The following is a 26,878-nucleotide window of genomic DNA, read 5'->3' on the forward strand; positions in this document are numbered from 1 at the left end:
TCGAGGGCATCCGGCCGGTATTGTTCACCACGTGCTGACCGACAGACGACTGATGATGGTGCACGCCCACCCCGACGACGAGAGCATCGTCACCGGGGCCACGCTGGCGAAGTACGCGGCCGAAGGTGCGGGGGTCACCCTGGTGACCTGCACCCTGGGCGAGGAGGGCGAGGTCATCCCCGCCGACCTCGCACACCTGGCGGCCGACCGCGACGACACCCTCGGCGACCACCGGATCGGCGAGCTGGACAAGGCCTGCGTGTCCCTGGGGGTGCGCGACCACCGGTTCCTGGGCGGACCGGGCCGCTACCGCGACTCCGGCATGTCGGGCGCCCCCTCCAACGGCCACCCGAAGGCGTTCCTGGGGGCCGACCCGGAGGAGGCCGCCCACCTGCTCGCGGAGATCGTCCGCGAGGTCCGCCCGCACGTCGTGGTCTCCTACGACGAGCACGGCGGCTACGGCCACCCGGACCACGTCCAGGCCCACCGGATCACCCGGCGCGCCTGTGTCAGGGCGGGGGAGCGGTCCATGCCGGGCACGCCCTGGCAGGTCCGCAAGCTGTACGCGATCGCCCAGCCGGTGTCGGTGATCGAGGCGTCCATCGCCCGGCTGAGCGAGGAGGCGGGGCCGTTCACCCCGCCGCGCGCGGTGTCCGACATCGCCCGGGGCACCCCCGACGAGCTGGTCACCACCCGGATCGACGCCACCGACCACTGGGCGGCCAAGGCCCTGGCGATGCGCGCCCACGCCACCCAGATCACCGTGGACGGCGAGCGCTTCGCCCTGTCCAACGGCATCGCCCAGGAGATCGACGCGGTGGAGTACTTCACCCTGCTGCTCGGACCGACCCGGCGCCGTGCGGCCGGGGAGTTCGAGACCGACCTCTTCGAGGGCCTGTGAGCGCGCCCGGGGGCGGCGGCGCCCGAGCCGGGCGGGCCCCGGCCGAGAAGGCCGACCCGGCCCGCTACGAGGCGCCCGGGCGGCAGGACCCGGTGGCCTCGGCGGTGCTGACCGCGGTCACCTTCCCGGTGCTGCTGCTGGCGGGACTGGCGGCCGGCGTGCTGTCGGCGGTCGCCGCGGGCTGGCTCACCCGCTACTGGGAGGCGGGGGCCCCGGCCCAGGTACTGGGCGTGGCGGGGCTGGCGCTGCTGCTGGGCGCCCTGTACGGCCTGTGCCGCCTGTGCTCGTGGGGCACCCGCGGGCTGTCGGGCGGTCTCGCCTTCGCGCTGGGCTTCGTGGCCGCGACCATGGTGTTCACCGCGTACCTGCCGGGCGGCGACATCGTGCTGACCGACCACCTGCTCCACTACGGCTTCCTCTTCGGGTCCATGGTGGTGCTGGCGGTCGCTGTGGTGCGCGCCTCCCGGGGCCGCAACCCCTTCCTGGCCGGGCTGCCCCCGGTCTCCGGGACCGACCGGGCCTGAGGGAGCGGACGAGGGCCCCCGCCGGGTACGGCGGGGGCCCTCGTCCACGGTCCGGGCGGCGGCTCAGGCGTTCCAGAACTGGAGCAGCAGCTCGCCGAGGAACACGGTGCCCTCGAACGTCGGGTTGGGCATGACGGTCCGGAACAGCGCGTAGAACAGGCCCACCCAGAGGTCCCGCAGCACCGGGAACCACAGGACGGCGAACACCGCCACGGAGCCGAACAGCGCGTTCAGCCGGACGGCGGACACCCACGGCCGGCCCGGCAGGGCTGCGGCGAGCACCTCGAAGCCGTCCAGGCCGGGGACCGGCAGCAGGTTGATCACCGCGGAGGTCAGGTTGAGGAAGGCCAGGAACGCCAGCGCCGAGATCGCCCAGTTGGTGGTGTCGTTGCCCGGCGGTACCAGGACCGACACGGCGACGGCCAGGGCGGCCGCCAGCACCAGGCTCGCCAGCGGCCCGGCCAGCGCCACCGCGACCCGCCGCCCCCGGGGGATCCGCTCCCAGTCCACGAAGGCGGGCGGCCCGTTGAGGCCGAAGGCGCCCAGGCCCAGGTAGAGGGCGGGCAGCACGGTCCCGGCGAAGGCGTGCCCGAACCCGAACGGGTTGAGCCGCAGGTAGGCGCCGCCGCGCTGGGAACCGTCGCCGGCCAGGTGCGCGGCGAGCGCGTGGGCGTACTCGTGCACCGCGCAGGAGACGATCCAGCCCAGCAGGATGAACAGCGGTGGGATCAGCGGGGTGACGCTGGTGTTCTCGGGCGCCCAGTCCATCTCCACGGCCCGCCAGGACAGCCACCCGGCGAACACGGTCAGGCCCAGGACCAGAACGAACACGGGGCTGGGCAGGAAGTCGAACACGCCCCCGGCGCGTTCGCCGCCGTCCGCGCCGTCCGCGCCGTCCGCGCCGTCCGCGCCGTCCGCGCCGTCCGCGCCGTCCGCGCCGTCCGCGCCGTCCGCGGCCCCGCGCTCTCCGCCCCTGCGGCCCTTCCCCGCCCCGCCGGACTCCTCGTCCGGGGCGGTCCGCGCCCCGGTGCCGGGCCCCCGGCCGGCCAGCCCCGGGCGGTTCAGGGCGTCCTCGGGCATGCGCTCCCAGGGGTCGGCGGCGTCCGTGCGCGGGGCGTCGGGCGCGTCGGTCGTCTCCGACTTCGGGGCCGGGTCGGGCGTGGGCATGGTGCTCCTGCTGGTCGCGCGGGGTTGTCCGCGCTCCAGGTTAGGCCCTGTCGGGCACCGGTCCGCAGCGGGTGCCCGGCAGCGGCGGGCCGCCCCGCTCAGACCACCGCGCGCGGCGCCACCGCCGACTTGTGCAGGCAGGCCAGCGCGAACGCCCGTCCGGCCGGGGTCAGCTCCCGGTGCCCGTCCCCGTCGTCCTCGGTGAGCAGGCCCAGTGCGTCCAGGAGCCAGCTCACCGACATCACCATGGCCCGCAGCTGGTCGGAGGCCGCCTCGGCGGTGCGCCGGTGCGAGGCGGCGTGCCGCCCCGACGGGCTCTGCGGCTCGGGCGGCGTCCACCCGGAGCCGGTGAGCAGGTGCTCGGCGGCGATCATGTCCGACTCCCCGCGCCGGGAGTGCGATCCGCTGCCCTGCGGGGTGCGCGACAGCAGCATGCCCAGCAGCGTCTCCGCGGCCGCCTGCTCCGCCCCGCCGGTGCGGCACAGGGTCTCGGTGGCGGCGCGCCACATCTCCTCCGGGTCGGCGCGCAGCTGGCGCCCGCGCCGGGTCAGCACCAGGCGGCGGCCGGAGCGGCGCACCACCCGCATGCCCCGCATCATCTGGTGCAGGGCGATGAGCTGGGTGGCGTCGGTCTCGCTGCGCGGCGGCTCGGGGGAGGTGCGCCAGCCGAAGTCCTCGCACATCGACCGCACCACGCCGGGGGAGATGTAGCCGATCTGGGTGAGCGCGATCCCGTCCTCGGCCAGGTCCAGCAGCCGTTGCAGGGGCGCCATGGCGGCGTCGGCGGTGCGCGGGACGTCGGCGCCCGCGATGATCCGGCCGACCAGCGGCCACAGGTGCCGGCGGTGCGGGTGGGCGGGCGAGGACAGCCAGGCCCGCACCCGTTCCTCGCGGATCCGGTCCAGGTGGCTGATCCCCCGGTCGTCGGGCCGGGTCAGGAAGGACCGGGTGAACTTCTCCTGGGCCTGCCGCCAGCCCTGCTTTCCGGGTCGTACGTCGCCCAGCACGATCGCCAGCTCCAGCGCCGACGCGGTCTCCTGCCGGGCCCGGATCTCGGCGTCGCCGACCACGGTGCCCCAGGTCAGCTCGGGCAGGTCCGGCGGCTCCACCCCGGACTCCCACATCAGCCGCTCGTACACGGCCACCCCGGCCCCGTGGTCCTCGCCGTGGACCGAGACCAGGTCGATGGTCGCCGGGGACGAGCAGATCTGCGCGTACCGGTACAGCTGGAGCAGCGAGAAGAGGGTGTCCAGGGCGCGGAGCGCGGCCGTCCGGTCGTCCCGGGAGAAGCGGGCGGGCAGCTCGAACCAGCAGAACCGCTGGACGGCGTGCTGGTTGAGGTTCTCCAGGTCGTCGCCCGGAGCCAGCATGTCCAGGGCCTGTCTGGCCATCTCCGCCGACCGCCCGTCGCGCCGGGCCAGCTCGGCGAGCGCGGACGCTACTGCTTCACCCATGGACGGCGCCGACCTCCCCGAAACCCCGTGGTTGACGCCCACGTGTCCGCCGGGGGGTGCCGTCGGGGGCGCGGTACTTCGCGGTCCTGCGTGGTCACCGGCTGTTAGGAGGGCGACCGCCGGAGTCGAGCCTCTCCTACCCCGGTGGAGCGGAACAATGCCTTCCCGCGGACGCGACCTGCACATCCGTGCGCCCGCCGAACACCGCGGACACGCAGGACGTCCGCGGCGGCCGCGCCGGTCACGGGGTGCGGCCGGGGGCCGCCCCGCCCCGGCGCGGGGGAGTGTCGGGGACGACGCGGCTGGCGGCGATGGACGACTCCGCCACACGCGATTCCCGGCCGTCGCGCCGACGCACGGTGAGCACGCCGTCGTCCCATGACTCCAGCACCCCGACGATATCGGTGAACCCCCCCTCCGGGAGGTGGATTCGGATGGAGACCCTGCTGCCCGTGTCCCCCCGGGTGATCCGGTGGACCAGGCGCCCCGCCATGTGCAACGCGCCCCCCGATTGTGCGACGACTCCCCTTCGCCGCCATACTAGGAGTACGACATCTGTGCCAATCACTGCAGAGGCCGGGGCAGGGACCCGGGCGCCCGCACGCCGGACCTGCTCCCGCACGTCTCTGTGAGGTCCCCGCCTCCCCCGTGGGAACGCGGGGGTGAGATCAAGGAGTACGACGTGACCTACGTCATCGCGCAGCCCTGTGTTGATGTGATGGACAAGGCGTGCATCGACGAGTGCCCCGTGGACTGCATCTACGAGGGCGAGCGCAGCCTGTATATCCACCCGGACGAGTGCGTTGACTGCGGTGCGTGCGAGCCGGTCTGCCCGGTCGAGGCCATCTACTACGAGGACGACCTGCCCGAGCAGTGGTCGGACTTCTACAAGGCCAACGTCGAGTTCTTCGACGACCTCGGCTCCCCGGGCGGCGCCTCCAAGGTCGGCAAGATCGACCGCGACCACCCCCTCATCGCCAAGCTGCCGCCGCAGGCGGAGTAGCCCGGGCCCTTCCGATCGCCCGCCGGTGCGCCTCCGTGGCGCAGAGGGCGCCCCTGCGTGCGATCCCACCGCCATCGCGCCGATCCCCCCGCACCGGGAGGGTCGGCGCGATCGGTGTGAGGACACCAGTACGACGCCCCGGGCCGCGCCGGCCCGGACGACCCGATGGAGACACGATGACCCGGCGGCCCGTGACGGACCGGCTCCCCACCTTCCCGTGGGATCGGCTGACCCCGTACAAGAAGATCGCCGCGGACCACCCCGACGGCATCGTCGACCTGTCGGTGGGCACACCGGTGGACCCGGTCCCGCCGGGCCTGCGCGCCGCTCTGGCCGCCGCCGCCGACAGCCCGGGCTACCCGATGACCTGGGGGACCCCGGCTCTGCGGGCCTCCATCACCGGCTGGCTGGAGCGCCGCCACGGGGTGCGCGTCCCGGAGGAGGGCGTGCTGCCGACGGTGGGCTCCAAGGAGCTCGTCGCCTGGCTGCCGACCCTGCTCGGCCTGGGTCCGGGCGACACCGTCGTCCACCCCGAGCTCGCCTACCCCACCTACGACATCGGCGCCCGCCTCGCCGGGGCGACCCCGGTGGCCGCCGACGGCCTGACCGCCCTGGGCCCCGCCCCGGTGCGGCTGCTGTGGGTGAACTCGCCGAGCAACCCGACCGGCCGCGTGCTGGGCGTGCCGCACCTGCGCAAGGTCGTCGCCTGGGCCCGCGAGCGCGGTGTGATCGTCGCGTCCGACGAGTGCTACCTCGACCTGGGCTGGGAGGGCGGGGAGCCGGTGTCGATCCTGCACCCGTCCGTGTGCGACGGCTCCCACGAGGGGCTGCTCGCGGTGCACTCCCTGTCCAAGCGCTCCAACCTGGCCGGGTACCGCGCCGCGTTCGTCGCCGGCGACACCGCCCTGGTGCAGGAGCTGCTGGCCGTGCGCAAGCACGCCGGGATGATCGTGCCCGCCCCGGTCCAGGCCGCCATGGGCGCCGCGCTGGACGACGACGCGCACGCCGAGGAGCAGAAGGAGCGCTACCGCGCCCGCCGGGACCGGCTGCGGGGCGTCCTCACCGGCGCGGGCTGGCGGATCGAGCACTCCGAGGCCGGGCTGTACCTGTGGGCCTCCCACCCCGGGCACGACGCCTGGGGGGCCGTGGAGCACCTGGCCGAGCGCGGCATCCTCGTGGCCCCCGGCGAGTTCTACGGGCCCGCGGGCGGCGGCGCCGTGCGGGTGGCCTTCACCGCCACCGACGAGCGCGTCGAGGCGGCCGCCGCCCGCCTGTCCGCCTGACGTCCCGCCCGCCGGAGCCCCCGGCCCCCGCCCCCGGCGGGACCCGCCGGGGGCGTCCCTCCCGGTGCTCCGGAAGTGGCGCTCAGGACAGGACCAGGGCGCCCCTGGTGTCGTCGACGTAGGTCTGCCACTCGGCGGTGCCCTCGGTGCCGTCGGAAGCGCGCCACACGCGGTCGTTGTAGGCGACCGTGGTCAGCCCGTACTGCTCGGCGTGCGCCACCGCCCACAGGGCCATCGCCCAGCCGCGGTCCCCGGTGGGCGACCCCGGCGTGTCGGTCAGCGCCGCGGGCTCCACCCCGAACACCCGCGCCAGCTCCTGCTCCGCGCCGGCCACGTCGGCCTCGCCCGAGGTGAGCGAGGCCAGGGTCTCGCGGTCGTACCAGCAGGTCAGAGCGGGCCCGCGGGTGCCGGTGAACACCTCGTTCATCCGCGCCGACAGCTTCTCGTGCTGGTCGTAGGCGTAGCCGTCGGCGCTGCGCTGCACCGCCTGGGCGGCCTCGAACACCGGCCTGTCCTCCCAGCCGTCGACCTCCACGAGCGCCTCGTAGAAGGCGCGGCTGGAGTACACCGGGTCGAGGATCTCCTCGGGGGAGCCCCATTCCTGGGACGGCCGCTGCTGGAACAGCCCCAGGGAGTCCCGGTCGCCGTACTCCAGGTTGTAGAACGCGGTCTCCTGCCACACCGTGGCGTAGGCCACGGTCACGGCCTCCGGCGGCAGGTCCATGCCGAACGCGACACCGCCGACGGTGGTCGCGCTCATGGCCTGCTCGACCTTCAACGAGTACTTGCCGTCGGACAGGTCCACCCGGCACCCGGTCTCGGGCTCGGGCTCCCTCGTGATCGGGTCGACGGTGGTCATCACGTAGTAGCCCACGGCGACCAGGACGCCGCAGACGAGGAACAGCGCGAACAGGATCTTGACGAAGGCTGAGAATCTACGGCGCTTTGGCAACGGACGACCATCGGATAGGGAACGGTGGGGCGCGCCGTCCCGGAGGGCGTGCCGTGCGGCGCTTCGGGCGCATTGTAGTCAACACCGACCCGGGTGTGCTCCCGCGGCGGACGGCCGGGCACGCCGACCGGGGAGCCCGCGGCCGGGAGATCCCCGGGGAACTACTAACGTGGACCACATGACCAGCTCCTACTCCAGCCCGCTGCCCGACCGGATCGACGAACTCTGGGAGCAGCGTTCCGAACTGACCCCGGGACACACCGAGGCGCGCGGGATCATCACCTCCGCCATCGACCAGATCGACGAGGGCAAGGCCCGGGTGGCCTTCGTCGACCCGGCCACCGACGAGGTCGTCGTCGACGAGCGCGCCAAGCGCTCGATCCTCCTCGGCTTCAAGGTCCTGGACATGAAGGAGTCGCAGGTCGGCGACTTCTACCACCACGACCGCATGCCGCTGAAGACCCGTTTCGACGGTGTCCGCGTCGTCCCGGGCGCGATCGCCCGCTGGGGCGCCCACCTGGCCCCGGGCGTCGTCCTCATGCCCTCCTTCACCAACATCGGCGCCTACGTCGACTCCGGCACCATGGTCGACACCTGGGCCACCGTCGGCTCCTGCGCGCAGATCGGCCGGAACGTCCACCTGTCCGGCGGCGTGGGCGTCGGCGGCGTCCTGGAGCCGCCGCAGGCCTCCCCGGTCGTCATCGAGGACGACGCCTTCCTGGGCTCGCGCAGCATGGTCGTCGAGGGAGCCCGGGTGCGCACCGGCGCCAAGCTCGGCGCGGGCACCATCCTCACCTCCTCCACCCGCGTGTTCGACGCCGAGACCGGCGAGGAGCTCCCGCGCGGCGAGGCCCCGGCCTGGTCGGTGTGCGTCACCGCCAACCGGGTCAAGAGCTTCCCCGGCGGCGACTTCGGCATGCCGGTGCTGCTCGTGCTGAAGCGGCTGGCCGAGGGGCAGGAGCACGACAAGCTCGCCCTCAACGACCTGCTCCGCGAGCACGGCGTCAACGCCTGACCGCGACCCCGGCCCCCCGGGCGTCCTCCCGCCCGGAGGGCGCCCGTCGGCGTTCTAGGGTGGTGTGCGGCGCGCGCATCCGCGCCGCACACCACGACCATGGAAGACGGGGACGCCCTCATGCTCGACCTGACCTCGGACGTCGCGGACCTCACCGCCGCCCTCGTGGACATCCGCTCGGAGAGCGGCACCGAGAAGGTCCTCGCCGACGAGATCGAAAGCGCCCTGTCGGCGCTGCCCCACCTGGCCGTGACCCGCGACGGCGACGCCGTCGTCGCCCGGACCGCCCTGGGCCGCGAGCGCCGCGTCGTCATCGCCGGGCACATCGACACCGTGCCCATCGTCGACAACGTCCCCTCCCGGGTGGACGGCGACCGCCTCTACGGCTGCGGCACCTCCGACATGAAGGCCGGGGTCGCGGTCCAGCTCAAGCTGGCCGCCCTGGTCACCGAACCCGTGCACGACGTCACGTACGTCTTCTACGACAACGAGGAGGTCGACGCCGAGCGCAACGGCCTGCTGCGCCTGTCCCGCAACCGCCCCGAGTGGCTGGTCGGGGACTTCGCCATCCTCATGGAGCCCACCGACGGCGTCATCGAGGGCGGTTGCCAGGGCACCATGCGGGTCGACGTCGTCGCCCGGGGCGAGCGCGCCCACAGTGCCCGCTCCTGGATGGGCGTCAACGCCATCCACGGGGCCGGGGCGATCCTCGACGCGCTGCGCGCCTACACCCCCCGCGAACCCGAGGTGGAGGGGCTGCGCTTCCACGAGGGCCTCAACGCCGTGTTCATCGGGGGCGGGGTCGCGGGCAACGTCATCCCCGACGAGTGCGTGGTCAAGGTCAACTACCGGTTCGCCCCCGACCTGTCCGTCGCCGACGCCGAGGCGCACCTGCGGGAGGTCTTCGACGGGTTCGAGGTGCGCCTGGCCGACGCCGCCGCCCCCGCCCGCCCCGGGCTGGACCACCCCGCGGCGGCCGCGTTCGTCGAGGCGGTGGGGGAGGGCCGGGCCCGCGCCAAGCTGGGCTGGACCGACGTGTCGCGCTTCTCCGAGCTGGGAGTGCCCGCCGTCAACTACGGCCCCGGCGACCCCACGCTCGCCCACACCCGCGGCGAGTACGCCGAGGTCCCCCGCATCCGCGAGGCCGAGGAGCGCATGGTCGCCTGGCTCACCGGGACCCGCTGACCCGCCGCCCCGACCTGCGCCGGACCCGCCCGGCGTCCCGGAAACGGCCGCTGTCGGCCACCGCCGTGACACATCCGGTTCAGGCATGATCCGCTCCGGCGCGGATAGTTTTGAGCCATGACGGAAGAAGCACACGGGCAAGAGCAGGTGAGGAACGCGGGTCCCCTCACCTACCGCGGAGAGTCCATCCCCAACACCACCACCGACCAGCGGCTGCTGGACCGGCGCGGCCCCACGGACTGGGTGCACACCGACCCCTGGCGGGTGCTGCGCATCCAGTCGGAGTTCGTGGAGGGCTTCGGCCTGCTCTCCGAGCTGCCCTCGGCGGTGAGCGTGTTCGGGTCGGCCCGCATCAAGCCGGGCACCCGCTACTACGACCTGGGAGTCCGGGTCGGCGCGAAGCTGGCCGAGGCGGGGTACGCCACCATCACCGGGGGCGGACCGGGGATGATGGAGGCCGCCAACAAGGGGGCCAAGGAGGCGGGCGGGCTGTCGGTGGGGCTCGGGATCGAGCTGCCCTTCGAGCAGACCCTCAACTCCTACATCGACATGGGGATGACGTTCCGCTACTTCTTCGTGCGCAAGACGATGTTCGTCAAGTACTCGCAGGCGTTCGTGGTGCTGCCCGGCGGCTTCGGGACCCTGGACGAGCTCTTCGAGGCGGCCACGCTGGTGCAGACCAACAAGGTCACCCGGTTCCCGGTGGTGCTGGTCGGTACCGGGTTCTGGGGCGGGATGGAGAAGTGGATCCGCGAGAGCTTGTTGGAGAACGAGCTCATCAAACCGGCCGACATGGACCTGGTCCAGATGGTCGACGACCCCGATGAGGTGGTCGACATCATCAAGAAGGCGCACCTGACCATCGCCCGCGAGCAGGACGCGCAGGAGCGCGTCAGGGGCGACGACGGCTCCTGACGCCCGCCTCCCGGTCGCCCGCGTGCTCCCACGGGGCGACCGGGTGTGGCACGATCGGAGCCGTGCCCCATCTCATCCTCTTCCTGGTCGCCGCGGCCGCGCTGGCCGTGCTCGTCGGCGTCGTCTACGTCGTGCTCGGCAAGGGCGGGCGCCTCGCCCGGTTCGAGGCCGACCACCCCCCGCTCGACCTGCCCTCCGACCGGCCGGTGAAGGCCGTGGAACTGGGCCGCCTGCTGCTCCCCCTGGCCATGTGGGGGTACCACGTGCGCGCGGTGGACGAGCTGCTGCTGCGGCTCACGGCCACCCTGCGCGAGCGCGAGGCGCGGATCGAGGACCTGGAGTGGCGGCTGTCGCGCCTGGACCCGTCCTACGTGCCGCAGGGCACCGGGCCCACCCCGGGCTCGCACCTGCCCGGCGACCTCCCCGCCGGCGACCGCCCCGCAGGGGAGGACACCCCGGAGGGGGACACCGGGACCGCTGACCGCGGCGGTGCCCGCGGGCACACCGGCGCCGACGGCGGGGGCACCGCGGACGACGGCTCCCTCCCGTCGCCCGGCAGCGCCCGCCCGTGACCCGCGCCCCGGACCCGCGCACTCCGCCCGCGCGCGGCCCGGGTATGTCGTGCATCACACGGGCGCCGTCCTTCTCGTGCCGATCCGTCGTGTTCGCGTGCTCTATTCTCGGTCGCTGTACTCACGTACCCCCGCCCCACTCCCGGAGCGGGCGCATTCTTTGTGAGGATGTCGAGGATGGACGCAGCAGCCGAACTGGAGTCGGGAGCCGGGGACCGGGACGGCGCGCCCGCCCCGTCGACCTCCGCCGTCCCCGTGCAGCAGCTGTCCCTGTGGTCGCCGCCCCGCTCCGTCCAGGGCAGCGCCCGGCGCCGCCGCCGGATCACCGGGCTGGCCGTCGGAGCGGCCGCCGTCCTGCTCATCGCGGGCGGTACCGCCGCCGCGTGGGCGCTGATCGGCGGCGAGGCCGAGGACGTGCCGGGCGCCGGCGTTCCGGCCGAGGAGTTCGTCGGGTCGTGGGCGGGGGAGATGACCCAGGTCGACACCGAGGGCGAGCACGTCGCCGACTGGCACGCCGAGGTCCGCATCGAGGAGGGCGCCGAGCGCGGCAGCACCGCCTGGACGACCTTCACCTGCTCGGGAACGCTCGAGCTGTCCGCGGCGGACAACGACCGCCGGGTGTACACCTACACCGAGACCGCCGACCCCGAGGAGCGGTGCGTCGACGACGCGGAACTGACCGTGTGGCCCGGCGGGGACGGGCTGAAGGCGGAGTGGTCCTCCGTCACCCGCGAGGGGACCCGGATGGTCTCCACCGGCGTGCTCTCCGGAGGGGCCTGACCCCGCGGTCCGGCATCGTTATCGGAAAACCGGCCCCGACGCGGTTCAAGCGCCCCGGGAGGGGGAGGAGACCGGTCGGCTTCCCGTGCTCTGACGGCGTTTCGGCCAGTACCGATATAACCTTACTGACCGACGATTCCTCGTTGGCCGGTGTGGCGACGCCCGCGGCAGCCGTGGTCCGTCGCACACACGGGAGCGAACCTCCGAGATAATGGTCGAAGAGTGATTCACGCCCCTTAAGCCACACGGGCGCGAGTCGCACGGAACCGGCCCACGGTTTCGAAGCCGAGACGGACCCAGCGGATCGGCGTCGGTGCTGTGGCCCGGCCACCCGCGAGGAACACGAGAAAGGGGAATGGCATGGCGGCAATGAAGCCGAGGACCAGTGACGGGCCGTTGGAGGTCACGAAGGAGGGTCGCGGCATCATCATGCGGGTTCCGCTCGAGGGCGGCGGCCGCCTGGTCGTCGAGCTGACCCCGGCCGAGGCCACCGAGCTTCGGGACGCGCTCGAGGGCGTCGTCGGCTGACACCGGTACCACCGTCCCCCACCCCGGGCCGGATGGGCCCCGACACCCCCGAGGTGGTCACACCTCCCAACGAGTGAACGATTGTGAGCGACCAGTGCCCTTCGCCACGGAGATCAACCCCGTCACCGGGACCCTCGACGACACCGCGGCCGACCTCCTCGTCCTCCCCGTGCAGACGGCGGACGAAGGACCGGCGGCGGTCGGGGGGGTCGAGGCGGACGGCCTGAGCCGGGGGCTCCCGGCCCCGCTCACCGATCTGTTCGCGCACTACTCGCTCACCGGCAAGGCCGGTGAGTCGGTCCAGTTCCCGGTGTCCCGGGACCAGGGTCTGGCCAGGCTGGCCCTCCTGGGGGTCGGTTCGGGTTCCCCCGACGACCTCCGGAAGGCCGGGGCCGCCCTGTCCCGGGCCGCTCGGGGCCGCGAGCGCGTCGCGTTCGCCTGGCCCGCGGCCCTCGCCGGCGAGGCCGCCGCCACGGCCTTCGCCGAGGGCGCGCTGCTGGCCTCCTACACCTTCACCATGAAGACCGCCGAGCCGGACGCCGCCCAGCGCCCGGCCCCCGCCATCGACGTCGTGGGAGACGCCCCCGCCGACGCCCTGGCCAGGGGTGCCGTCCTGGCCCGCGCCACCGCCCTGGCCCGGGACCTCATCAACACCCCCTCCCAGACCAAGGACCCCGCCTGGATGGCCGAGCGCGCCCGCGAGGTCGCCGCCGAATCCGGGCTCGAGGTCGAGGTCTGGGACGAGAGGGACCTGGAGGACGAGGGCTTCGGCGCCATCCTCGCCGTCGGCCAGGGCTCCTCCCGGCCGCCCCGGCTGGTACGGCTCTCCTACACGCCGCAGGACGACCCCGGCGCCCCGCACGTGGTGCTGGTCGGCAAGGGCATCACCTTCGACACCGGCGGCCTCTCGCTCAAGCCCAACGACAACATGGCGCTGATGAAGACCGACATGAGCGGCTCGGCGATCGTGCTGGCCGTGCTGTCGGCGCTGTCCGCCGTGTCCGCCCCGGTGCGGGTCACCGGCCTGCTGGCGCTGGCCGAGAACTCCGTCTCCGGCGACGCCACCCGCGTGGGCGACGTCCTCACCACCTACGACGGCACCACCGTCGAGGTGCTCAACACCGACGCCGAGGGCCGCCTGGTCCTGGCCGACGCCCTCGGGTACGCCGTCGACCGGCTGGCGCCCGACACCCTGGTGGACGTCGCCACGCTCACCGGTGCCGCCAAGGTCGCCCTGGGCACCGGTATCGCGGCGCTGTACAGCAACGACGACGCCCTCGCCGGCCGGATCACCGCGGCCGGGGAGGCCGCGGGCGAGCCGCTGTGGCGGATGCCCCTCACCGAGGAGTACGTCCCCACCACCCGGTCCCGGGTCGCCGACCTGGCCAACATCGGCACCCGCAAGGAGTTCGGCCCGGCGGGCGCCACCGACGCGGCCCTGTTCCTGCGCGAGTTCACCGGCGGACTGCCCTGGGCCCACCTGGACATCGCAGGTCCGGGCCGGTCCACGAAGGAGAGCGGCATCCTCACCCGGGGCGGCACCGCCTTCGCCACCCGCACCCTGCTGCGCTGGCTCGCCGAGGGCTGACCGGCCGCCGGTCCCCGGGCGCTGCCCGGAACGGGCGGGGGCCGGCCGCCCCGGGCCCCGGGCGTCCGGCGGTCAGCGGCGGATGGCGGAGAGCAGGCCCTCGCCCAGCGGCATCAGCAGCGGGATGAAGGCCTCGTCCTCGCGGATGCGCCCGATGACCTCGCGCGCCGCCGTCTCGTCCGGGTCGGGCGCGCGCAGCGGGCCGTCCGGCCCGCCCGGTCCGGCCAGGACCCCGTGCAGCACCACCATGCCGCCCGGCCGCAGCAGGCGCAGCGCCTCGTCCAGGAACGCCGGGTAGGAGCGCCGCTCGGCGTCCACGAACACCAGGTCGTAGCCGCCGTCCGTCAGCCGGGGCAGCACCTCCGCCGCCGTGCCGCGGATAAGCCGGGCCCGCCCCGCGCCGAACCCCGAGCGTGCGAACACCGCCCGGGCGTGGTCCAGGTGGACGGCGTCGGTGTCCACCGTGGTGAGGATGCCGTCGCGGGCCATACCGCGCAGCAGCCACAGCCCCGAGGCGCCGTACCCCGTGCCGATCTCCACCACCGACCGCGCGCCGATCGAGGCGGCGAGGAAGCGCAGGGCCGCCCCCGCCGCCGGGTCCACCGCCGGGGCGAGGGATCCCGCCGCCGCGTCGTAGGCGTCGGCGAGCGCCTCGTCCCGCAGGGCCTCCTGCTCGAACCGGGCCTGCTCGGTGCGGACCCAGGTGAGCCGGGCCGCTGTGTCTTCCACGCCGGTGATGACGCCCTCCCGCTGCGATGGTCTGTCTGAACTGTGGTCGGGGCGTCCGACCGGCACGGGGTCACCCACCGTGGAAGGATGATCGCGATCGGGTCACGGCCCACGGGAAAGCCTAACGCGATCCGGTGGACGGACCGAGCCTGACGGCGGGAACTTAATCGGCACCGGTCGGCGTTGAACCGGGAGGAACGTACGTTGATCGCCACGAAGCAGTACTCCCCCCGAGCGCACTGTCCGGGCGCATCGACGGGATGAAGGGAGAAGCGGTGCCAGAATCCGGCCCTGCCGCGGAGTTCGAGGCATGGGAACCGCCGAGCTGGGACGAGGTCGTCCGTACCCATTCCCCCCGGGTGTACCGCCTCGCCTACCGGTTGACCGGCAACAAGCACGACGCCGAGGACCTCACCCAGGAGGTCTTCATCCGCGTCTTCCGCTCCCTCGCCAACTACACCCCCGGAACCTTCGAGGGGTGGTTGCACCGCATCACCACCAACCTCTTCCTCGACATGGCCCGGCGCAAGGCCCGCATCCGCTTCGAGGGCCTGGCCGAGAACGCCGACGAGCGCCTGGAGGGCCGCGAGCCCTCGCCCGCCCAGCGCTATGACGACCGGCACTTCGACGCCGACGTGCAGGCCGCGCTGGACGCGCTGCCCGCGGAGTTCCGCGCCCCCGTGGTCCTCTGCGACATCGAGGGACTCTCCTACGAGGAGATCGCGGCGACGCTCGGCGTCAAACTCGGCACCGTGCGCAGCCGTATCCACCGGGGCCGCGCCCAGCTGCGCCGCGCCCTGGAGCACCGACGGTCTCTGGCCGCCGCTGAGAACAACGGGGAGGCGGAGTGAGCAGAGAACACCTGGGAGAGCGGCTCTCCGCGCTCATCGACGGGGAACTGGGCCCCGCCGAGCACGAGAGCGCCCTCATCCACCTGGCCAAGTGCGAGAGCTGCCGGTTCGAGGCCGACATGATGCGTCGGCTCAAGCGCCGTCTGCACGGCCTGGGCGAGCCCGAGCCCGACCTCGACTTCATGGGGCGGCTCGTGGGGCTGTCCCGGGGCGACGGGCCGGGAGGTCCCGGCAGGGGCCCTTCTGAGCCGCCGTCCGGAGGCGCGGGGTTCGGTTCCCGCCCGCCTCTGGGCTCCTCCCGCCCCCTCGGCGGCTTCCCGGACGCGGGGCCCACCCCGCCGATGCCCCCGATGACGACCGAGGAGACCGTGGTCGCCCCGGAGCGGCGCACCCGCCGCCGCGGCGAGCGGTTCACCCACCTGTTCCCCACCCTTCCCGGCGGCCGCTACGCGGTCGCGGGGGTCGCGGTCGCCACGGCCCTGCTGGGCGGCGCGTTCGTCGCCGGCGGCGAGACCGGCGACGCCCCGGTGGTGGAACCCCGCCTGTCGGACTTCGCGGTCGAGCACGCCGTGACCAGCCGGGTCATACCGGTCGTGGAGACCCTTCCGTCCCCGGCTCCTCACGAGCCCGGACCGGATCTGCCGACCCGGTGAGCGCGCGGGGATCCTCCGCGCACCCGGTACCGGCCGCCGTCGCGGCCCTGGTACTCCTGTGCCTGCTGCTGACCGGGGCCGCCCACCCGTGCTCCGACGACGTGCCCGCCGAGGGCCCCGACGACGGCATGCCCGTCCTGCGCCGCTCGGCCGCGGCCGCGGGCGGCGTCGCCTACACCGCCGTCCGGGAGATGACCGGGGAGGGCGCCGACGGAGCCGTTCCCACCCGGGTGGTCAACCGCCCGGGGGACGGCGTCGCCCTCATCCCCATGGCCGGGGACGCGTACCCCTTCGTGGTGTCCGACGACCCGTTCAAGGAACTCGACGAGAGGCTGCTCACCACCCTGGAGCGCGTCTACACGGTCTCCGACGCCGGGCTCGGCGAGGTCGACGGCCGCCCGGCGCACACGGTGGAGGCGGTCCGCGCCAACGGCACGGTCGCGGGCCGGTTCTGGGTGGACGTCGACACCGGCGTCCTGGTGGGCGGTTCGGTGTACGAGCGCGGCGGCCGGAACGTGCTCGGCTTCCGCCTGACCGACCTGGAGTTCGGCGACGGGCACTGGCCGGAGGGGGCCGCCGCCGACTCCCCGTGGGGCGACGTGCTCACCCCGGCCGAGCGCGAGGAGCTGCGCGCGGACGGCTGGGTCCTGCCCGAGGACCTGGCCTGGAACCTGAGCCTGATCGACGCGCGCGGCACCGTGCACGCCGGGCACAAGGTCGTCCACGCGGTTTATTCGGATGGATTGTCCCAGGTGTCCGTCTTCTCGCAGCGTGGGAAGCTGGACGAGGACACCCTGTCCGGACCCGGTGACGGATCGGCCGGAACCGGAACCGGGGGAGCGGGCGTCACACCACAACATGACACGATCTTCGGCGGCGACGGCGGCCGGTACCACGGCATGTGGCAGGCGGACGGGTTCGTCTACACCGTGCTGGCCGACGCCCCCGCGGACCTGACCGCCTCCGCGGTGACGGCCCTGCCGGGACCGGAGGACTCCGGTTTCTGGTCCCGGGTCCAGCGCGGTATGGCGCGCCTGGGGTTCCTGTAGGGGCCCGGGGCGTCCGACCGAGAACCACAGCGACACACGGAGCAGGTCTTGACTGAGGAACACGGACGTCCGGAACAGGGGAGCGGCCCGGGACGGCCGACCCCGCCGGGCGGCGCGCCGCCCGGCTTCGGCGTACCCGAACCGACGTCCGGCCGGGCACTCCCCGTTCACCGCCCCCATGCTTCGCCTCCCGGCAGTGGAGAACCCATGCACCCCAATCCCCAGGGCCGACCCCCGTTCGGCGCCTCCGAACCGACCCCGCCCGGTCCCCCCGGGCCCACGCCCCCGCCCACCGGTCAGCAGCCCCCGCACGGCCAGGGATACGCGCCCACCGGCCAGCAGGCCTCCTACGGTATGGGTGATCCCGGCGGCCCCGGCGGCCCCGGAGAACCCGGTGGCCCCTCCGGTCACGCGGGCCCGGGATACGCGCCGACCGGCCGACAGTCCTCCCACGGCGCGGGAGACCCGGGTGCGCCCGGTGCGCCCGGCCACCCGGCGCCCGGCGATCCCGCGGTCCAGGGGGACCCGGCGGGCCCGTACCCGGGCGGGTACGGCGGGACCGCGGCGTACGCCGCGGCGGGGGCGAAGCGCCGGGAGGGGCGCGGAGTCCCCGTCTGGATGGCGCTCAGCGGAATGCTGGTCGTCGGCCTCGCCGCGGGCGTCGCGGGCGGCGCGGCGGGCGGGATCCTCGCCGGCGGCGAGGTCCAGGAGGCCGCGCCCCAGGCCGAGGGCCCCACCATGAACGAGCCCCCGCCGGAGGCACCCCAGCGCGACCCCGACACCATCGCGGGCGTCGCCCAGCGGGTCAGCCCCAGCGTGGTGTCCATCCGCAGCGCCGACCGGCGCGTCATGGGCGGCGGCTCCGGATTCATCATCGAGGGCGACTACGTCGTCACCAACGACCACGTCTCCTCCGAGCTGGAGGACGAGGGCATCCTGGTCGAGTACAGCGACGGCAGCCTCTCCCCGGCCACCGTCGTCGGCGCCGACCCCAGCTCCGACCTGGCGGTGCTCACCCTGGAGGACCCCATCGACGTCGAGCCCCTGGAGTTCGGCGACTCCGAGCAGGTCATCGTGGGCGACGAGGTCATCGCGATCGGCGCCCCCCTGGGATACACGGGCACCGTCACACAGGGCATCATCAGCGCCGTCAACCGGCCGGTGACCTCCGGCGACGGCCCCAACGCCAGCCGGTTCTACGCGCTCCAGACCGACGCGGCCATCAACCCCGGCAACTCCGGCGGCCCGCTGGTGGACACGCGGGGCCGGGTCATCGGCGTCAACTCGATGATCGTGACCATGGGCTACGCGGGCGAGAGCGCGGGCAACATCGGCCTGGGCTTCGCCATCCCCTCGGTCGAGGTCGAGCGGGTCGTGCAGCGGCTGATCGAGGACGGCGAGGCCACCTACGCCGACCTCGGCGCCGAGATCGACGTCGAGCGCCCCCTGGCGGGCGCGGTCATCGCCTCCGTGGAGTCCGGCGGCGCCGCCGACCGGGCCGGTCTGCGCTCGGGCGACGTCATCACCTTCTTCGACGGCCGGCCGGTCAACTCCGGCCAGGAGCTGCTGGCGATGATCCGCGACCGCTCCCCGGGGGACGAGGTGGAGGTCGAGTACGAGCGCGGCAGCGACCGCGGGTCCACCACGATCACCCTGGACTCCACCGACGACTGACCCGCCGGCACGGCGAGGGCCCCCGGGTGCGCGCACCCGGGGGCCCTCGTTCACGTCCTCTGCGGCCTCCGGTGCCCGGCCGGGGCCGGATCCGGGAACGGTCCTAGCGGCGCATCGGGGAGATGCCGAGCTGCATCCCGGCCAGTCCGCGCGGGCGGCCCACCAGGCTGTCGGCGATCGACTCGATGACCTTGGACGCCTCGGCCTCGGGGTCGGTCAGCACCAGCGGCTTGCCCTCGTCGCCGCCCTCGCGCAGGCGCGTGTCGAGCGGGATCTGACCCAGCAGCGGGATGTTCGTGCCCAGGGTGCGGCCCAGGGCGTCGGCGACGACCTGCCCGCCGCCCTCGCCGAAGAGGTGGATCCGCTCGCCGCCGTGCTCGTAGTACGACATGTTCTCGATCACGCCCGCCACCCGCTGGTGGGTCTGGGCGGTGATGGAGCCGGCGCGCTCGGCGACCTCGGCGGCGGCCTGCTGCGGGGTGGTCACCACCAGCAGCTCGGCGGTCGGCAGCAGCTGTGCCACGGAGATGGCGATGTCGCCGGTGCCCGGGGGCAGGTCCATGAGCAGGACGTCGAGGTCGCCCCAGTACACGTCGGACAGGAACTGCTGCAGGGCGCGGTGCAGCATCGGCCCACGCCACACCACCGGGGTGTTGCCCTGGGTGAACATGCCGACCGAGATGACCTTGATGTCGTGCGCGGTCGGCGGGATGATCATGTCCTCGACCTTGGTCGGGAAGTCCGACGCGCCGAGCATGCGGGGCACCGAGTGCCCGTAGATGTCGGCGTCGACGACACCGACCTTGTGCCCCTGGGCGGCCATGGCCGCCGCGAGGTTGACGGTGACGGACGACTTGCCGACGCCGCCCTTGCCGGAGGCGACCGCGAAGACCTTGGTGAGCGAGTTCGGCTTGGCGAAGGGGATCTCCTTCTCCGCCTGGCCGCCGCGCAGCTTGGTCTGCAGCTCCTTGCGCTGCTCGTCGCTCATCACGTCGAGCTCGACGCGCACGGACGCGACCCCGGGGACCTTGGTCACCGCTTCGGTCACGTCCTTCTCGATGCGGCCACGCATGGGGCACCCGGCCACCGTCAGGTAGATGCCGACGTGCACGGAACCGTCGTCGCCGATGTCGACGCTCTTGACCATTCCGAGGTCGGTGATGGGACGGCGGATCTCCGGGTCTTGCACCGTGGCCAGGGCCTTGTGCACCTGATCGGTGGTTGGTGTGGAGGACATGTGCCCAATCGTAGGTCAGCGGGACGGGGTACTCGGTCCGCGGTCTGCCCCAACGGACCGTTCATTCCAACGGGGCGCGGCCGTTCCGCTATTCCGTGCCCGGCCCGTGTCCGTCCCGGTGCCGGCCCGGCCGGATCCGCACCGTGACCGGCCGATAACGGCACGGACTTAACGCAGGCAATACATGGCCGGATAGTAATCTCAGCGCACGATGGGAAATGTTCCGCCACCGCCGGGTTCGTCCTGGCCCGCCGCCCCGGGAGGGCCGGACGGCCAGGCGTCGCGGACGCATGCCCAGGAGCAGACCTGGGCGGGGCCGCCCGGGGGAGGGCGGCTGACCCCGCCCGAGGGGCATCCCGCGGTGAACGCCGACCGCGGGGTGTGGGCGTGGCCGCCCCCGAGGCCGGTGCGGACCAGGCAGGACCACCCGTTCGCACCCGCGGTGATACCGGAGGGTGAGTCCTATCACAGACTGGGCCGGACCTCCTGGTACCGCTGGTGGACGCCGCTGCTGACCCTGGCGGTGCTCGGCGTCCTGGTGTTCTTCCTGTGGGTGGCCATGGCCCTGGCCGTCACCCTGGTCGCGGTACTCGGCGGCAGCGGCCTGGCACCGGAGTCGGTGCGGGTCGGCGAGATCGCCGGACTCGCCTTCAGACTGACCACCGCGGCCCTGTTCATCCCCATCACCTTCTTCCTGGTGCGGGTCGTGCAGTGGCGCCGGGTCGGCTCGCTCATGTCCGTGACGGGGCGCACACGCCTGCGCTGGCTGCTGCGCTGCGCGGCCCTGGCGCTCGTCCCGGTGGCGCTGAGCACGGCCGCCTACGTCCTGCTGGCCGGCCGGTTCGGCCTGGAACAGGTCTCGGCCGGGGCCGCCGGCGGCGGCCGGGTCCTGTTGGCCGCCCTGGCCGTCATCGTGCTGCTGGTGCCGTTCCAGTCGCTGGCCGAGGAGCTCACCCTGCGCGGTCTGGTCATGCAGCTGGTGGGCGCACTCGGCGCCCGCCCGGGGGAGCGCGGCGGCTCCGGGCCGGGCGCCCGCGTCCTGCGCTCGCGCTGGCCGGCGATCCTGGCCGGGGGGACCCTGTTCCCCGCGGTCTACGCCTCCACCCACCCGGGCGAGCCGTGGACCATCGCGGCCCTGGCGGTGGTCGGCCTGGTGCTGTCCTGGCTGACCTGGCGCACCGGCGGACTGGAGGCCGCGATCGGCCTGCACGTGGTCGCCGCCCTGGTGCAGTTCACCCTCACCGTCCTGGCGGGCGGCATCACCGCCATCGGCACCGGCACGGTCCTGGGCGCGGGGCTCTCCCCGGGAGCCGGGACCCCCCTGGTCCTGGTCCTGACGGTCTTCCAGACCGGGCTGTACGCGCTGCTGGTACGCGGGGCCGCGCGCCGCGCGGGCGTGCACCGCACCTCGGCGGGCTGAGCCCCGCCGCGGGGCCGCGGAGCTACTCCCTGCGCGCCGTGCCCTCCCGCTCCTCCGGTGCGGCGGCGGGCGAGGCCGCCTCGGGGAACACCCACGTCCGGTAGGAGAAGAACCGGAACAGCGAGCCCAGCCCCACCCCCACCACGTTGCCCGCGATGTTGCGCGACAGCGGGTCGTCGAACCCCAGCACGTACACCGAGAACGCCTGGCAGCCGAGCTGGATGAGCAGCCCGACCCCGTTCATCGCCAGGAAGAGCAGGGTCTCCCGCCCGTACCCGGTGCGGGCCCGGTCGGCGAACGTCCAGAACCGGTTCCCCACGAAGGCCACCGCGATCGACACCAGCGTCCCCAGGACCTGCCCGGGCAGCGTGTCCATCCCGGCCGCCTCCCACAGCAGGTTGGTGACGGCCAGCTGCACCGCGTAGGCCACGGCGCCCACGGAGCCGAACTTGCCCAGCTGGGCGATGAGCGCGGCGAGCCGCGGATGCCGGGTGAGGAACGCGCGCACGGGGCCTCCGGGTAGGGGATCACCTGCGGTGACGGGGCGACTCGGTCGGGGCCGTCGGCACACCCTAGACTTCTGGCCGGGGGTAGGAGCAACCCCGGCCGCGGGTTCCGAGCCGTTCCGGCCAGGCTCCGTCGTGCGCGGAGCCGTCCCGTCACCGCGGTTCGAGCAGATGAGTTGAGGAACTGTGAGCGAGCGTAACCGCACCGTCCCCCGCGTGGGAATGGTGGGAGGGGGGCAACTCTCCCGCATGACCCACCAGGCCGCGATCGCACTCGGGGTGGACTTCGGGGTCCTGTCCGCCGGTCCCGCAGAGAGCGCCGCCCTGGTGTGCGGGAACGTCACCCTCGGGAACGACCGCGGTCTCGACGACGTCCTGGCCTTCGCCAAGGCCAACGACGTGGTGACCTTCGACCACGAGCACGTCCCCGAGCCGGTGCTTCGCGCCGTGGAGGAGCAGGGCGGCCTGCTGCGCCCGGGCCGCGACCCGCTGCGCTTCGCCCAGGACAAGCTCCGCATGCGCACCCGGCTCACCGAGCTGGGCGCCCCGGCCCCGCGCTGGCGCGCCGTCGCCGCCCTGGAGCACGTCACCGCGTTCGCGGCCGGCACCGGCTGGCCGGTGGTCCTCAAGGCGGCCCGGGGCGGCTACGACGGCAGGGGCGTGTGGGTGGTGGGCGACGCCGGCGAGGCCGCCGCGGTCGTGGAGCGCGCCGCCGCCGAGGACGTCCCGCTGCTGGTGGAGGAGAAGGTCGCCTTCGAGCGCGAGCTCGCCGTACAGGTCGCCCGCTCCCCGCACGGCCAGGTCGCCGTCTACCCGGTGGTGGAGACCGTGCAGCGCGGCGGGATCTGCCACGAGGTGATCGCCCCGGCCCCCGGGCTTCCGGAGGAGAAGGCCACCCGCGCCCAGCAGCTGGCCATCGAGATCGCCCACGCCCTGGACGTCACCGGGATGCTCGCGGTGGAGCTGTTCGAGACGGCCGACGGCGTGGTGGTCAACGAGCTGGCGATGCGCCCGCACAACTCCGGGCACTGGACCATCGAGGGCGCCCGCACCTCCCAGTTCGAGCAGCACCTGCGCGCCGTGCTGGACCTGCCGCTGGGCTCGCCCCGCACCACCGCCCCCTACACCGTCATGGCCAACCTGTTGGGCGGCGAGGACCCCGAGGTCTACCGCCGGTACCTGCACGTGATGGCCGCCGATCCCGAGATCAAGATCCACTTCTACGGCAAGGACGTGCGTCCGGGCCGCAAGATCGGGCATGTGACCGTGACGGGCGACGACCACCGGGACCTGCTGGAGCGGGCCCGCACCGCCGCCGACTACCTGCGAGGAGACGACCAGTGAGCAAAGACCCCGTGGTGGGCATCGTGATGGGCTCGGACTCCGACTGGCCCGTGATGCGCGAGGCGGCCGAGGCCCTGCGCGAGTTCGGCGTCCCCTTCGAGGCCGACGTGGTGTCGGCGCACCGGATGCCGCACGAGATGGTGTCCTACGGCGCCGACGCGGCGGGCCGGGGCCTGAAGGCGATCATCGCCGGGGCGGGCGGGGCCGCCCACCTGCCCGGCATGCTCGCCTCGGTGACGACGCTGCCGGTCATCGGCGTCCCGGTGCCGCTGAAGTACCTGGACGGGATGGACTCGCTGCTGTCCATCGTGCAGATGCCCGCCGGGGTGCCGGTGGCGACGGTGGCCGTGGGCGCTGCCCGCAACGCCGGCCTGCTGGCGGTGCGGATGCTGGCGATGCACGACGCCGACCTGGCGAGGAGGATGGCGGATTTCCAGGTGGAGCTGCGCGAGCAGGCGCACGCCAAGGGCGAGCGGCTGCGCCGCGAGGTCGCCGAGGGTTCCCGGCCGACCGGGTTCGGCCTGTAGGCGCGCGTTCCGAGGCCCCGGTGCCCGAGCGGGCGCCGGGGCGCCGCCGCGTCCCGGCGGGTCAGGGGCGCGCGGTGAGGGCGCGCAGGCCGGCCAGCGCCTGCTCGGCCGTGGGCAGGGAGCCGGGGTCCGTCAGGTACTGGAGCACGTAGCCGGCGACGAGGTTGTAGACCATGGAGCCCACCCCGGCGGCCTCGGCCGGGTCGAGTTCCTCCGGGCGGACGTCCAGGACGAGCGCCGCCAGCTCCCGGCGCCCCTGTTCGATCCCGGCGGCCAGCTCGGCGCGCATGGCCTCGTCGAACTGGGCCTGGCCGAAGGCCTGGACGCTGGCGACCAGCAGCTCCCGCTGCTCGGGCAGGGACTCCAGCAGCGAGGTGAGCAGGGCCCGTATCCGGTCCTCGGGGGCCTGGGCGCGTGAGGTGCGGACCGCCTGTGCGAAGACGTCGCCCCACTCGCTGCTGGCCTCCAGGACAGCGGTGTTCATCAGCGCGTCCTTGGACCCGAAGTGGTATCCGATGGAGGCCAGGTGGGCCCCGGAGGCGGCGGCGATGTCGCGCGCGGTGGTCTTGGCGTACCCCTTCTCGACCAGGCAGCGCCGCGCTCCGGCGAGCAGGTCCTCACGTTGACTCATGGGCGCAGCCTACCAGTTTGAACGTACGTACATATTGACGGCTGATTTTGACGTACGTACGATCAAGGCCATGACGACGACACGCCCTCCCGGTGCCACCGCCCGCACCCGCGCAGGCCTGGCCTTCCTGCTCGTCCCGGCCCTGCTCGTGTCCATGGACCTGTCGATCCTGTTCGTGGCCGCGCCCGCCATCACCGAGGACCTGGCCCCGACCGCCACCCAGTGGCTGTGGATGATGGACGTCTACGGCTTCGTCCTGGCCGGACTCCTGGTCGCCATGGGCGGCCTCGGCGACCGCGTCGGCCGCCGCAGGCTGCTCCTCGCCGGTGCCGCGCTCTTCGGTGCCGCCTCCGCCCTGCTCGCCCTGGCGCCCGACGCCGGCTGGTTCATCGCGGGCCGCGTCCTGCTCGGTGTCGCCGGGGCCACCCTCGCCCCCTCCACGCTGTCCCTCATCCGGGCGATGTTCGCCGACCCCCGGCAGCGGGCCGCCGCCGTCGGCGCATGGACCGTCGCCTTCACCGGGGGCAGCGTCCTGGGCCCCATCCTGGGCGGGGCACTGCTGGAGTTCCTCCCCTGGAACTCGGTGTTCCTGGTCAACCTGCCGTTCATGGCACTGCTGCTGGCCGGCGCGCCGTTCCTGGTCCCGGAGTCCCGCGACCCCCGCCCCGGCATGTTCGACCTCTGGGGAGCGGCCGCCTCGCTCGCCGCCGTGTTCGGCCTGGTCAACGCCGTCAAGCGGTTCGCCGAGCACGGTGCCGACCCCTGGGGCGGGCTCTCCCTGCTCGCCGGCTCGGTCTTCCTGGCGGCGTTCGTGGTCCGCCAGCGCCGCGCCGAGCACCCGCTCATCGACGTGCGGCTGTTCGCCCGGCCCGCGTTCGCCGCCGCCGTCGGGGGCAACACGGCGGTGTCCTTCGCCGCCGCCGGGCTGGGCCTGCTCACCTTCACGTTCCTCCAGGCCGTGCACGGCCTCAGCCCGCTGGAGGCCGCCCTGTACTCCCTGCCCGCGTTCGCCGGGACCCTGGCCGGGGCGACCCTGGCCGGGCTGCTCGCCCACCGGGTGCGCCCCGGGCCCCTCATGACCGCCGGGCTGGGCCTGGGGGCCGCCGGGTTCGGGATCGTGGCGACCCTGGAACCCGACAGCCCCCTGGTGGTGCTCATCGGCGGTTACACGGTGCTCACCTGCGGGATCGGCGCCGTCGCCACCCTGGCCAACACCCTGGTGCTGGCGGCCGCACCGCCCGAGCGCGCCGGGGCGGCCGCCGGGATCTCCGAGACCAGCACCGAGCTCGGTGCCGCCCTGGGCATCGCGGTCCTGGGCACCGCCGCCGCCACGGTCTACCGCGGCGCCATGGAGCGGGAGCAGGTGACCGGACCGGCCGCCGAGACCGTCGCCGGGGCCCTGTCCGGGGCCGCCGGGACCCCCGACCCGCAGGCCCTGCTGGAGGCCGCCTTCGCCGCCCAGACCGCCGGGTTCACCACCGCGGCCCTGGCCGGAGCGGCCGTCCTGGCCGTGATGGCCGCGACGGTCGCGGTCTCCCTGCGCCGCCTGCCCCCGGGAACCGGCGAACCGGCCCCCGGGGACCGGGCTCAGGAGAGCGCGTAGCCGGGGGACTCCACGCACTCCTCGACCGGGCGGGACTCCAGGTAGCCCAGGTCGAGGAGTTCGTTCACGCGGGCGTACTCGCCCTCCACCGGTTCGGGCAGCCCCCCGGCCGGGACCAGTACCTGCTCGCCGCCGCCCGGCTGTTCGAAGTGCGGGGCGATCGGGCCGGTCAGCACGGGCAGCTCCTCTGCCACCTCGAAGCAGGTGTAGTTGTTCTCGGGCCCGTCGGGCCAGGTGTTCAGTGAGTCCGGCGGCAGCGCCCGCCGCGCGTACGGGGCGCCCGCCGGGGCCAGGAACGTGCCCCGGGGCGAACCGAACCGGTCCAGCATCCGGCCCTCGGGGAGGACCCCGCTCTCGGTGACCGGTTCACCGTCCACGACCTCGAAGCCCATGTGCTCGGGGTACTCCCAGCCGTCCGGCCCCCACCAGCGGTCGAGGAACCCGGCCGGGGTCAGTCCGCCCAGCCGGTCGTAGCCCTCCAGCAGCTCCGCCACCGGCCCCTGCCCGGGAAGCTCGGCCGGGCCCAGCCTCCGGTCCCCGCACAGGTACCGCTCCAGGTCCTCGGCGGTGGGCGGCGGGTCGAGCACCGGGCAGCCGGAGGGGGCGGCCGGACCCCCGGGTGCGGGGGGCGGGGGAGCGGCGTGGGCGGGGGCGGCCACCGCCGCCAGGGACAGGGCGGCGGCCCCCGCGGCCAGGCGGAACTTCACCGGTCGGTCTCCGTTCGTCACCGACGCGCGGCCTCGCGACCGCGCGTCTTCGTATGGTTACGAAAAGTAGTCAAGCACGG

General features: G+C 74.0%; 28 protein-coding genes. 19 read left to right on the forward strand and 9 right to left on the reverse strand.

The annotated features are described in order from the left end of the window. The first annotated feature begins 34 nt into the window (after positions 1-34). Together mshB and ACSUPR_RS20735 are read left to right on the forward strand one after the other, a co-directional pair. On the forward strand, positions 35-901 hold the full coding sequence (mshB, locus tag ACSUPR_RS20730) for an N-acetyl-1-D-myo-inositol-2-amino-2-deoxy-alpha-D-glucopyranoside deacetylase (RefSeq protein ID WP_436892078.1): 867 nt from the start codon (positions 35-37) through the stop codon (positions 899-901). Next, positions 898-1,425, forward strand: a complete 528-nt coding sequence (locus ACSUPR_RS20735; protein ID WP_436886367.1) for a hypothetical protein — start codon at positions 898-900, stop codon at positions 1,423-1,425. Before mshB ends, ACSUPR_RS20735 begins: the two co-directional genes overlap by 4 nt. 63 nt (positions 1,426-1,488) lie before the next feature. Here the strand turns inward: ACSUPR_RS20735 and ACSUPR_RS20740 are convergent, their stop codons facing one another. The 3 genes from ACSUPR_RS20740 to ACSUPR_RS20750 form a co-directional block, all read right to left on the reverse strand. Beyond that, the gene (locus ACSUPR_RS20740; RefSeq protein WP_436886368.1) at positions 1,489-2,592 is read right to left on the reverse strand and encodes a site-2 protease family protein; all 1,104 of its coding nucleotides are present in this window, start codon (positions 2,590-2,592) and stop codon (positions 1,489-1,491) included. A 98-nt stretch (positions 2,593-2,690) separates the two neighbouring features. Continuing rightward, positions 2,691-4,046 carry a hypothetical protein gene (locus ACSUPR_RS20745; RefSeq protein ID WP_436886369.1) on the reverse strand — a complete coding sequence of 452 codons (1,356 nt, stop codon included), beginning with the start codon at positions 4,044-4,046 and terminating at the stop codon, positions 2,691-2,693. Between the two features lie 241 nt (positions 4,047-4,287). Continuing rightward, a complete protein-coding gene (locus tag ACSUPR_RS20750; protein ID WP_436886370.1) occupies positions 4,288-4,545 on the reverse strand; it encodes a putative acetyltransferase in 258 nt (85 codons plus the stop codon). Between the two features lie 183 nt (positions 4,546-4,728). Here ACSUPR_RS20750 and fdxA point away from each other — a divergent pair, with 183 nt between their 5' ends. Both fdxA and dapC read left to right on the forward strand, forming a co-directional pair. Beyond that, positions 4,729-5,049, forward strand: a complete 321-nt coding sequence (gene fdxA, locus ACSUPR_RS20755) for a ferredoxin (RefSeq protein WP_436886371.1) — start codon at positions 4,729-4,731, stop codon at positions 5,047-5,049. 176 nt (positions 5,050-5,225) lie between these two features. Continuing rightward, positions 5,226-6,332, forward strand: coding sequence for a succinyldiaminopimelate transaminase (gene dapC / locus ACSUPR_RS20760; RefSeq protein WP_436886372.1), 1,107 nt, complete (start codon positions 5,226-5,228; stop codon positions 6,330-6,332). An 82-nt stretch (positions 6,333-6,414) separates the two neighbouring features. Here the strand turns inward: dapC and ACSUPR_RS20765 are convergent, their stop codons facing one another. Beyond that, positions 6,415-7,284, reverse strand: coding sequence for a hypothetical protein (locus ACSUPR_RS20765; RefSeq protein ID WP_436886373.1), 870 nt, complete (start codon positions 7,282-7,284; stop codon positions 6,415-6,417). 178 nt (positions 7,285-7,462) lie between these two features. Here ACSUPR_RS20765 and ACSUPR_RS20770 point away from each other — a divergent pair, with 178 nt between their 5' ends. The 7 genes from ACSUPR_RS20770 to ACSUPR_RS20800 all read left to right on the forward strand — a co-directional run bounded on the left by ACSUPR_RS20770 (position 7,463) and on the right by ACSUPR_RS20800 (position 13,867). Beyond that, positions 7,463-8,299: a 2,3,4,5-tetrahydropyridine-2,6-dicarboxylate N-succinyltransferase gene (locus tag ACSUPR_RS20770; protein ID WP_436886374.1), complete on the forward strand. Its 837-nt coding sequence runs from the start codon at positions 7,463-7,465 to the stop codon at positions 8,297-8,299. Positions 8,300-8,419: 120 nt separating this feature from the next. After that, complete coding sequence (gene dapE / locus ACSUPR_RS20775) at positions 8,420-9,484, forward strand: succinyl-diaminopimelate desuccinylase (RefSeq protein ID WP_436892080.1); 1,065 nt, start codon at positions 8,420-8,422, stop codon at positions 9,482-9,484. A gap of 117 nt (positions 9,485-9,601) precedes the next feature. After that, the gene (locus ACSUPR_RS20780; RefSeq protein ID WP_436886375.1) at positions 9,602-10,399 is read left to right on the forward strand and encodes a TIGR00730 family Rossman fold protein; all 798 of its coding nucleotides are present in this window, start codon (positions 9,602-9,604) and stop codon (positions 10,397-10,399) included. A 62-nt stretch (positions 10,400-10,461) separates the two neighbouring features. Beyond that, entirely contained in the window at positions 10,462-10,971 is a 510-nt protein-coding gene (locus tag ACSUPR_RS20785) for a hypothetical protein (RefSeq protein ID WP_436886376.1), read from the forward strand. 177 nt (positions 10,972-11,148) lie between these two features. Then, entirely contained in the window at positions 11,149-11,751 is a 603-nt protein-coding gene (locus ACSUPR_RS20790) for a hypothetical protein (RefSeq protein ID WP_436886377.1), read from the forward strand. A gap of 360 nt (positions 11,752-12,111) precedes the next feature. Beyond that, entirely contained in the window at positions 12,112-12,279 is a 168-nt protein-coding gene (locus tag ACSUPR_RS20795) for a DUF3117 domain-containing protein (RefSeq protein WP_436886378.1), read from the forward strand. Between the two features lie 94 nt (positions 12,280-12,373). After that, positions 12,374-13,867 carry a leucyl aminopeptidase gene (locus ACSUPR_RS20800; RefSeq protein ID WP_436886379.1) on the forward strand — a complete coding sequence of 498 codons (1,494 nt, stop codon included), beginning with the start codon at positions 12,374-12,376 and terminating at the stop codon, positions 13,865-13,867. A gap of 72 nt (positions 13,868-13,939) precedes the next feature. On the opposite strand, the gene ACSUPR_RS20805 is transcribed toward ACSUPR_RS20800, so the two are convergent. Further along, on the reverse strand, positions 13,940-14,530 hold the full coding sequence (locus ACSUPR_RS20805; protein ID WP_436892081.1) for an O-methyltransferase: 591 nt from the start codon (positions 14,528-14,530) through the stop codon (positions 13,940-13,942). Between the two features lie 326 nt (positions 14,531-14,856). Here ACSUPR_RS20805 and sigE point away from each other — a divergent pair, with 326 nt between their 5' ends. The 4 genes from sigE to ACSUPR_RS20825 all read left to right on the forward strand — a co-directional run bounded on the left by sigE (position 14,857) and on the right by ACSUPR_RS20825 (position 18,823). Beyond that, positions 14,857-15,447, forward strand: coding sequence for an RNA polymerase sigma factor SigE (gene sigE / locus ACSUPR_RS20810; protein ID WP_073376798.1), 591 nt, complete (start codon positions 14,857-14,859; stop codon positions 15,445-15,447). After that, the gene (locus ACSUPR_RS20815) at positions 15,444-16,100 is read left to right on the forward strand and encodes an anti-sigma factor family protein (protein WP_436886380.1); all 657 of its coding nucleotides are present in this window, start codon (positions 15,444-15,446) and stop codon (positions 16,098-16,100) included. Before sigE ends, ACSUPR_RS20815 begins: the two co-directional genes overlap by 4 nt. Next, positions 16,097-17,149, forward strand: a complete 1,053-nt coding sequence (locus ACSUPR_RS20820) for a transcriptional regulator (RefSeq protein ID WP_436886381.1) — start codon at positions 16,097-16,099, stop codon at positions 17,147-17,149. The genes ACSUPR_RS20815 and ACSUPR_RS20820 overlap by 4 nt, the downstream gene beginning before the upstream one ends. Before the next feature lie 618 nt (positions 17,150-17,767). Then, complete coding sequence (locus tag ACSUPR_RS20825) at positions 17,768-18,823, forward strand: S1C family serine protease (protein WP_436886382.1); 1,056 nt, start codon at positions 17,768-17,770, stop codon at positions 18,821-18,823. 103 nt (positions 18,824-18,926) lie between these two features. Here ACSUPR_RS20825 and ACSUPR_RS20830 read toward each other — a convergent pair whose 3' ends face one another. Next, positions 18,927-20,060, reverse strand: coding sequence for an Mrp/NBP35 family ATP-binding protein (locus ACSUPR_RS20830; RefSeq protein WP_436886383.1), 1,134 nt, complete (start codon positions 20,058-20,060; stop codon positions 18,927-18,929). A gap of 361 nt (positions 20,061-20,421) precedes the next feature. Between ACSUPR_RS20830 and ACSUPR_RS20835 the strand changes: the two genes are divergently transcribed. Continuing rightward, positions 20,422-21,480 carry a CPBP family intramembrane glutamic endopeptidase gene (locus ACSUPR_RS20835; RefSeq protein WP_436886384.1) on the forward strand — a complete coding sequence of 353 codons (1,059 nt, stop codon included), beginning with the start codon at positions 20,422-20,424 and terminating at the stop codon, positions 21,478-21,480. A gap of 22 nt (positions 21,481-21,502) precedes the next feature. On the opposite strand, the gene ACSUPR_RS20840 is transcribed toward ACSUPR_RS20835, so the two are convergent. Beyond that, positions 21,503-21,988, reverse strand: a complete 486-nt coding sequence (locus ACSUPR_RS20840; RefSeq protein WP_436886385.1) for a GtrA family protein — start codon at positions 21,986-21,988, stop codon at positions 21,503-21,505. A gap of 247 nt (positions 21,989-22,235) precedes the next feature. On the opposite strand from ACSUPR_RS20840, the gene ACSUPR_RS20845 reads away from it, so the two are divergent. Both ACSUPR_RS20845 and purE read left to right on the forward strand, forming a co-directional pair. Further along, entirely contained in the window at positions 22,236-23,330 is a 1,095-nt protein-coding gene (locus ACSUPR_RS20845; RefSeq protein WP_436886386.1) for a 5-(carboxyamino)imidazole ribonucleotide synthase, read from the forward strand. Between the two features lie 26 nt (positions 23,331-23,356). Then, positions 23,357-23,857, forward strand: coding sequence for a 5-(carboxyamino)imidazole ribonucleotide mutase (gene purE / locus ACSUPR_RS20850; protein ID WP_436892082.1), 501 nt, complete (start codon positions 23,357-23,359; stop codon positions 23,855-23,857). 61 nt (positions 23,858-23,918) lie between these two features. Here purE and ACSUPR_RS20855 read toward each other — a convergent pair whose 3' ends face one another. Next, the gene (locus tag ACSUPR_RS20855) at positions 23,919-24,488 is read right to left on the reverse strand and encodes a TetR/AcrR family transcriptional regulator (RefSeq protein ID WP_436886387.1); all 570 of its coding nucleotides are present in this window, start codon (positions 24,486-24,488) and stop codon (positions 23,919-23,921) included. Between the two features lie 70 nt (positions 24,489-24,558). Here ACSUPR_RS20855 and ACSUPR_RS20860 point away from each other — a divergent pair, with 70 nt between their 5' ends. Next, positions 24,559-26,091 (forward strand): MFS transporter, encoded by a 1,533-nt coding sequence (locus ACSUPR_RS20860; RefSeq protein WP_436886388.1) that lies wholly within the window; start codon positions 24,559-24,561, stop codon positions 26,089-26,091. Here the strand turns inward: ACSUPR_RS20860 and ACSUPR_RS20865 are convergent. Then, on the reverse strand, positions 26,076-26,798 hold the full coding sequence (locus ACSUPR_RS20865; RefSeq protein WP_436886389.1) for a TNT domain-containing protein: 723 nt from the start codon (positions 26,796-26,798) through the stop codon (positions 26,076-26,078). The two genes, ACSUPR_RS20860 and ACSUPR_RS20865, sit on opposite strands and share 16 nt — an antisense overlap. Positions 26,799-26,878: the final 80 nt, after the last annotated feature.

Origin of the sequence: Nocardiopsis dassonvillei (assembly GCF_964273065.1) — a bacterium.
Classification (GTDB): domain Bacteria; phylum Actinomycetota; class Actinomycetes; order Streptosporangiales; family Streptosporangiaceae; genus Nocardiopsis; species Nocardiopsis dassonvillei_B.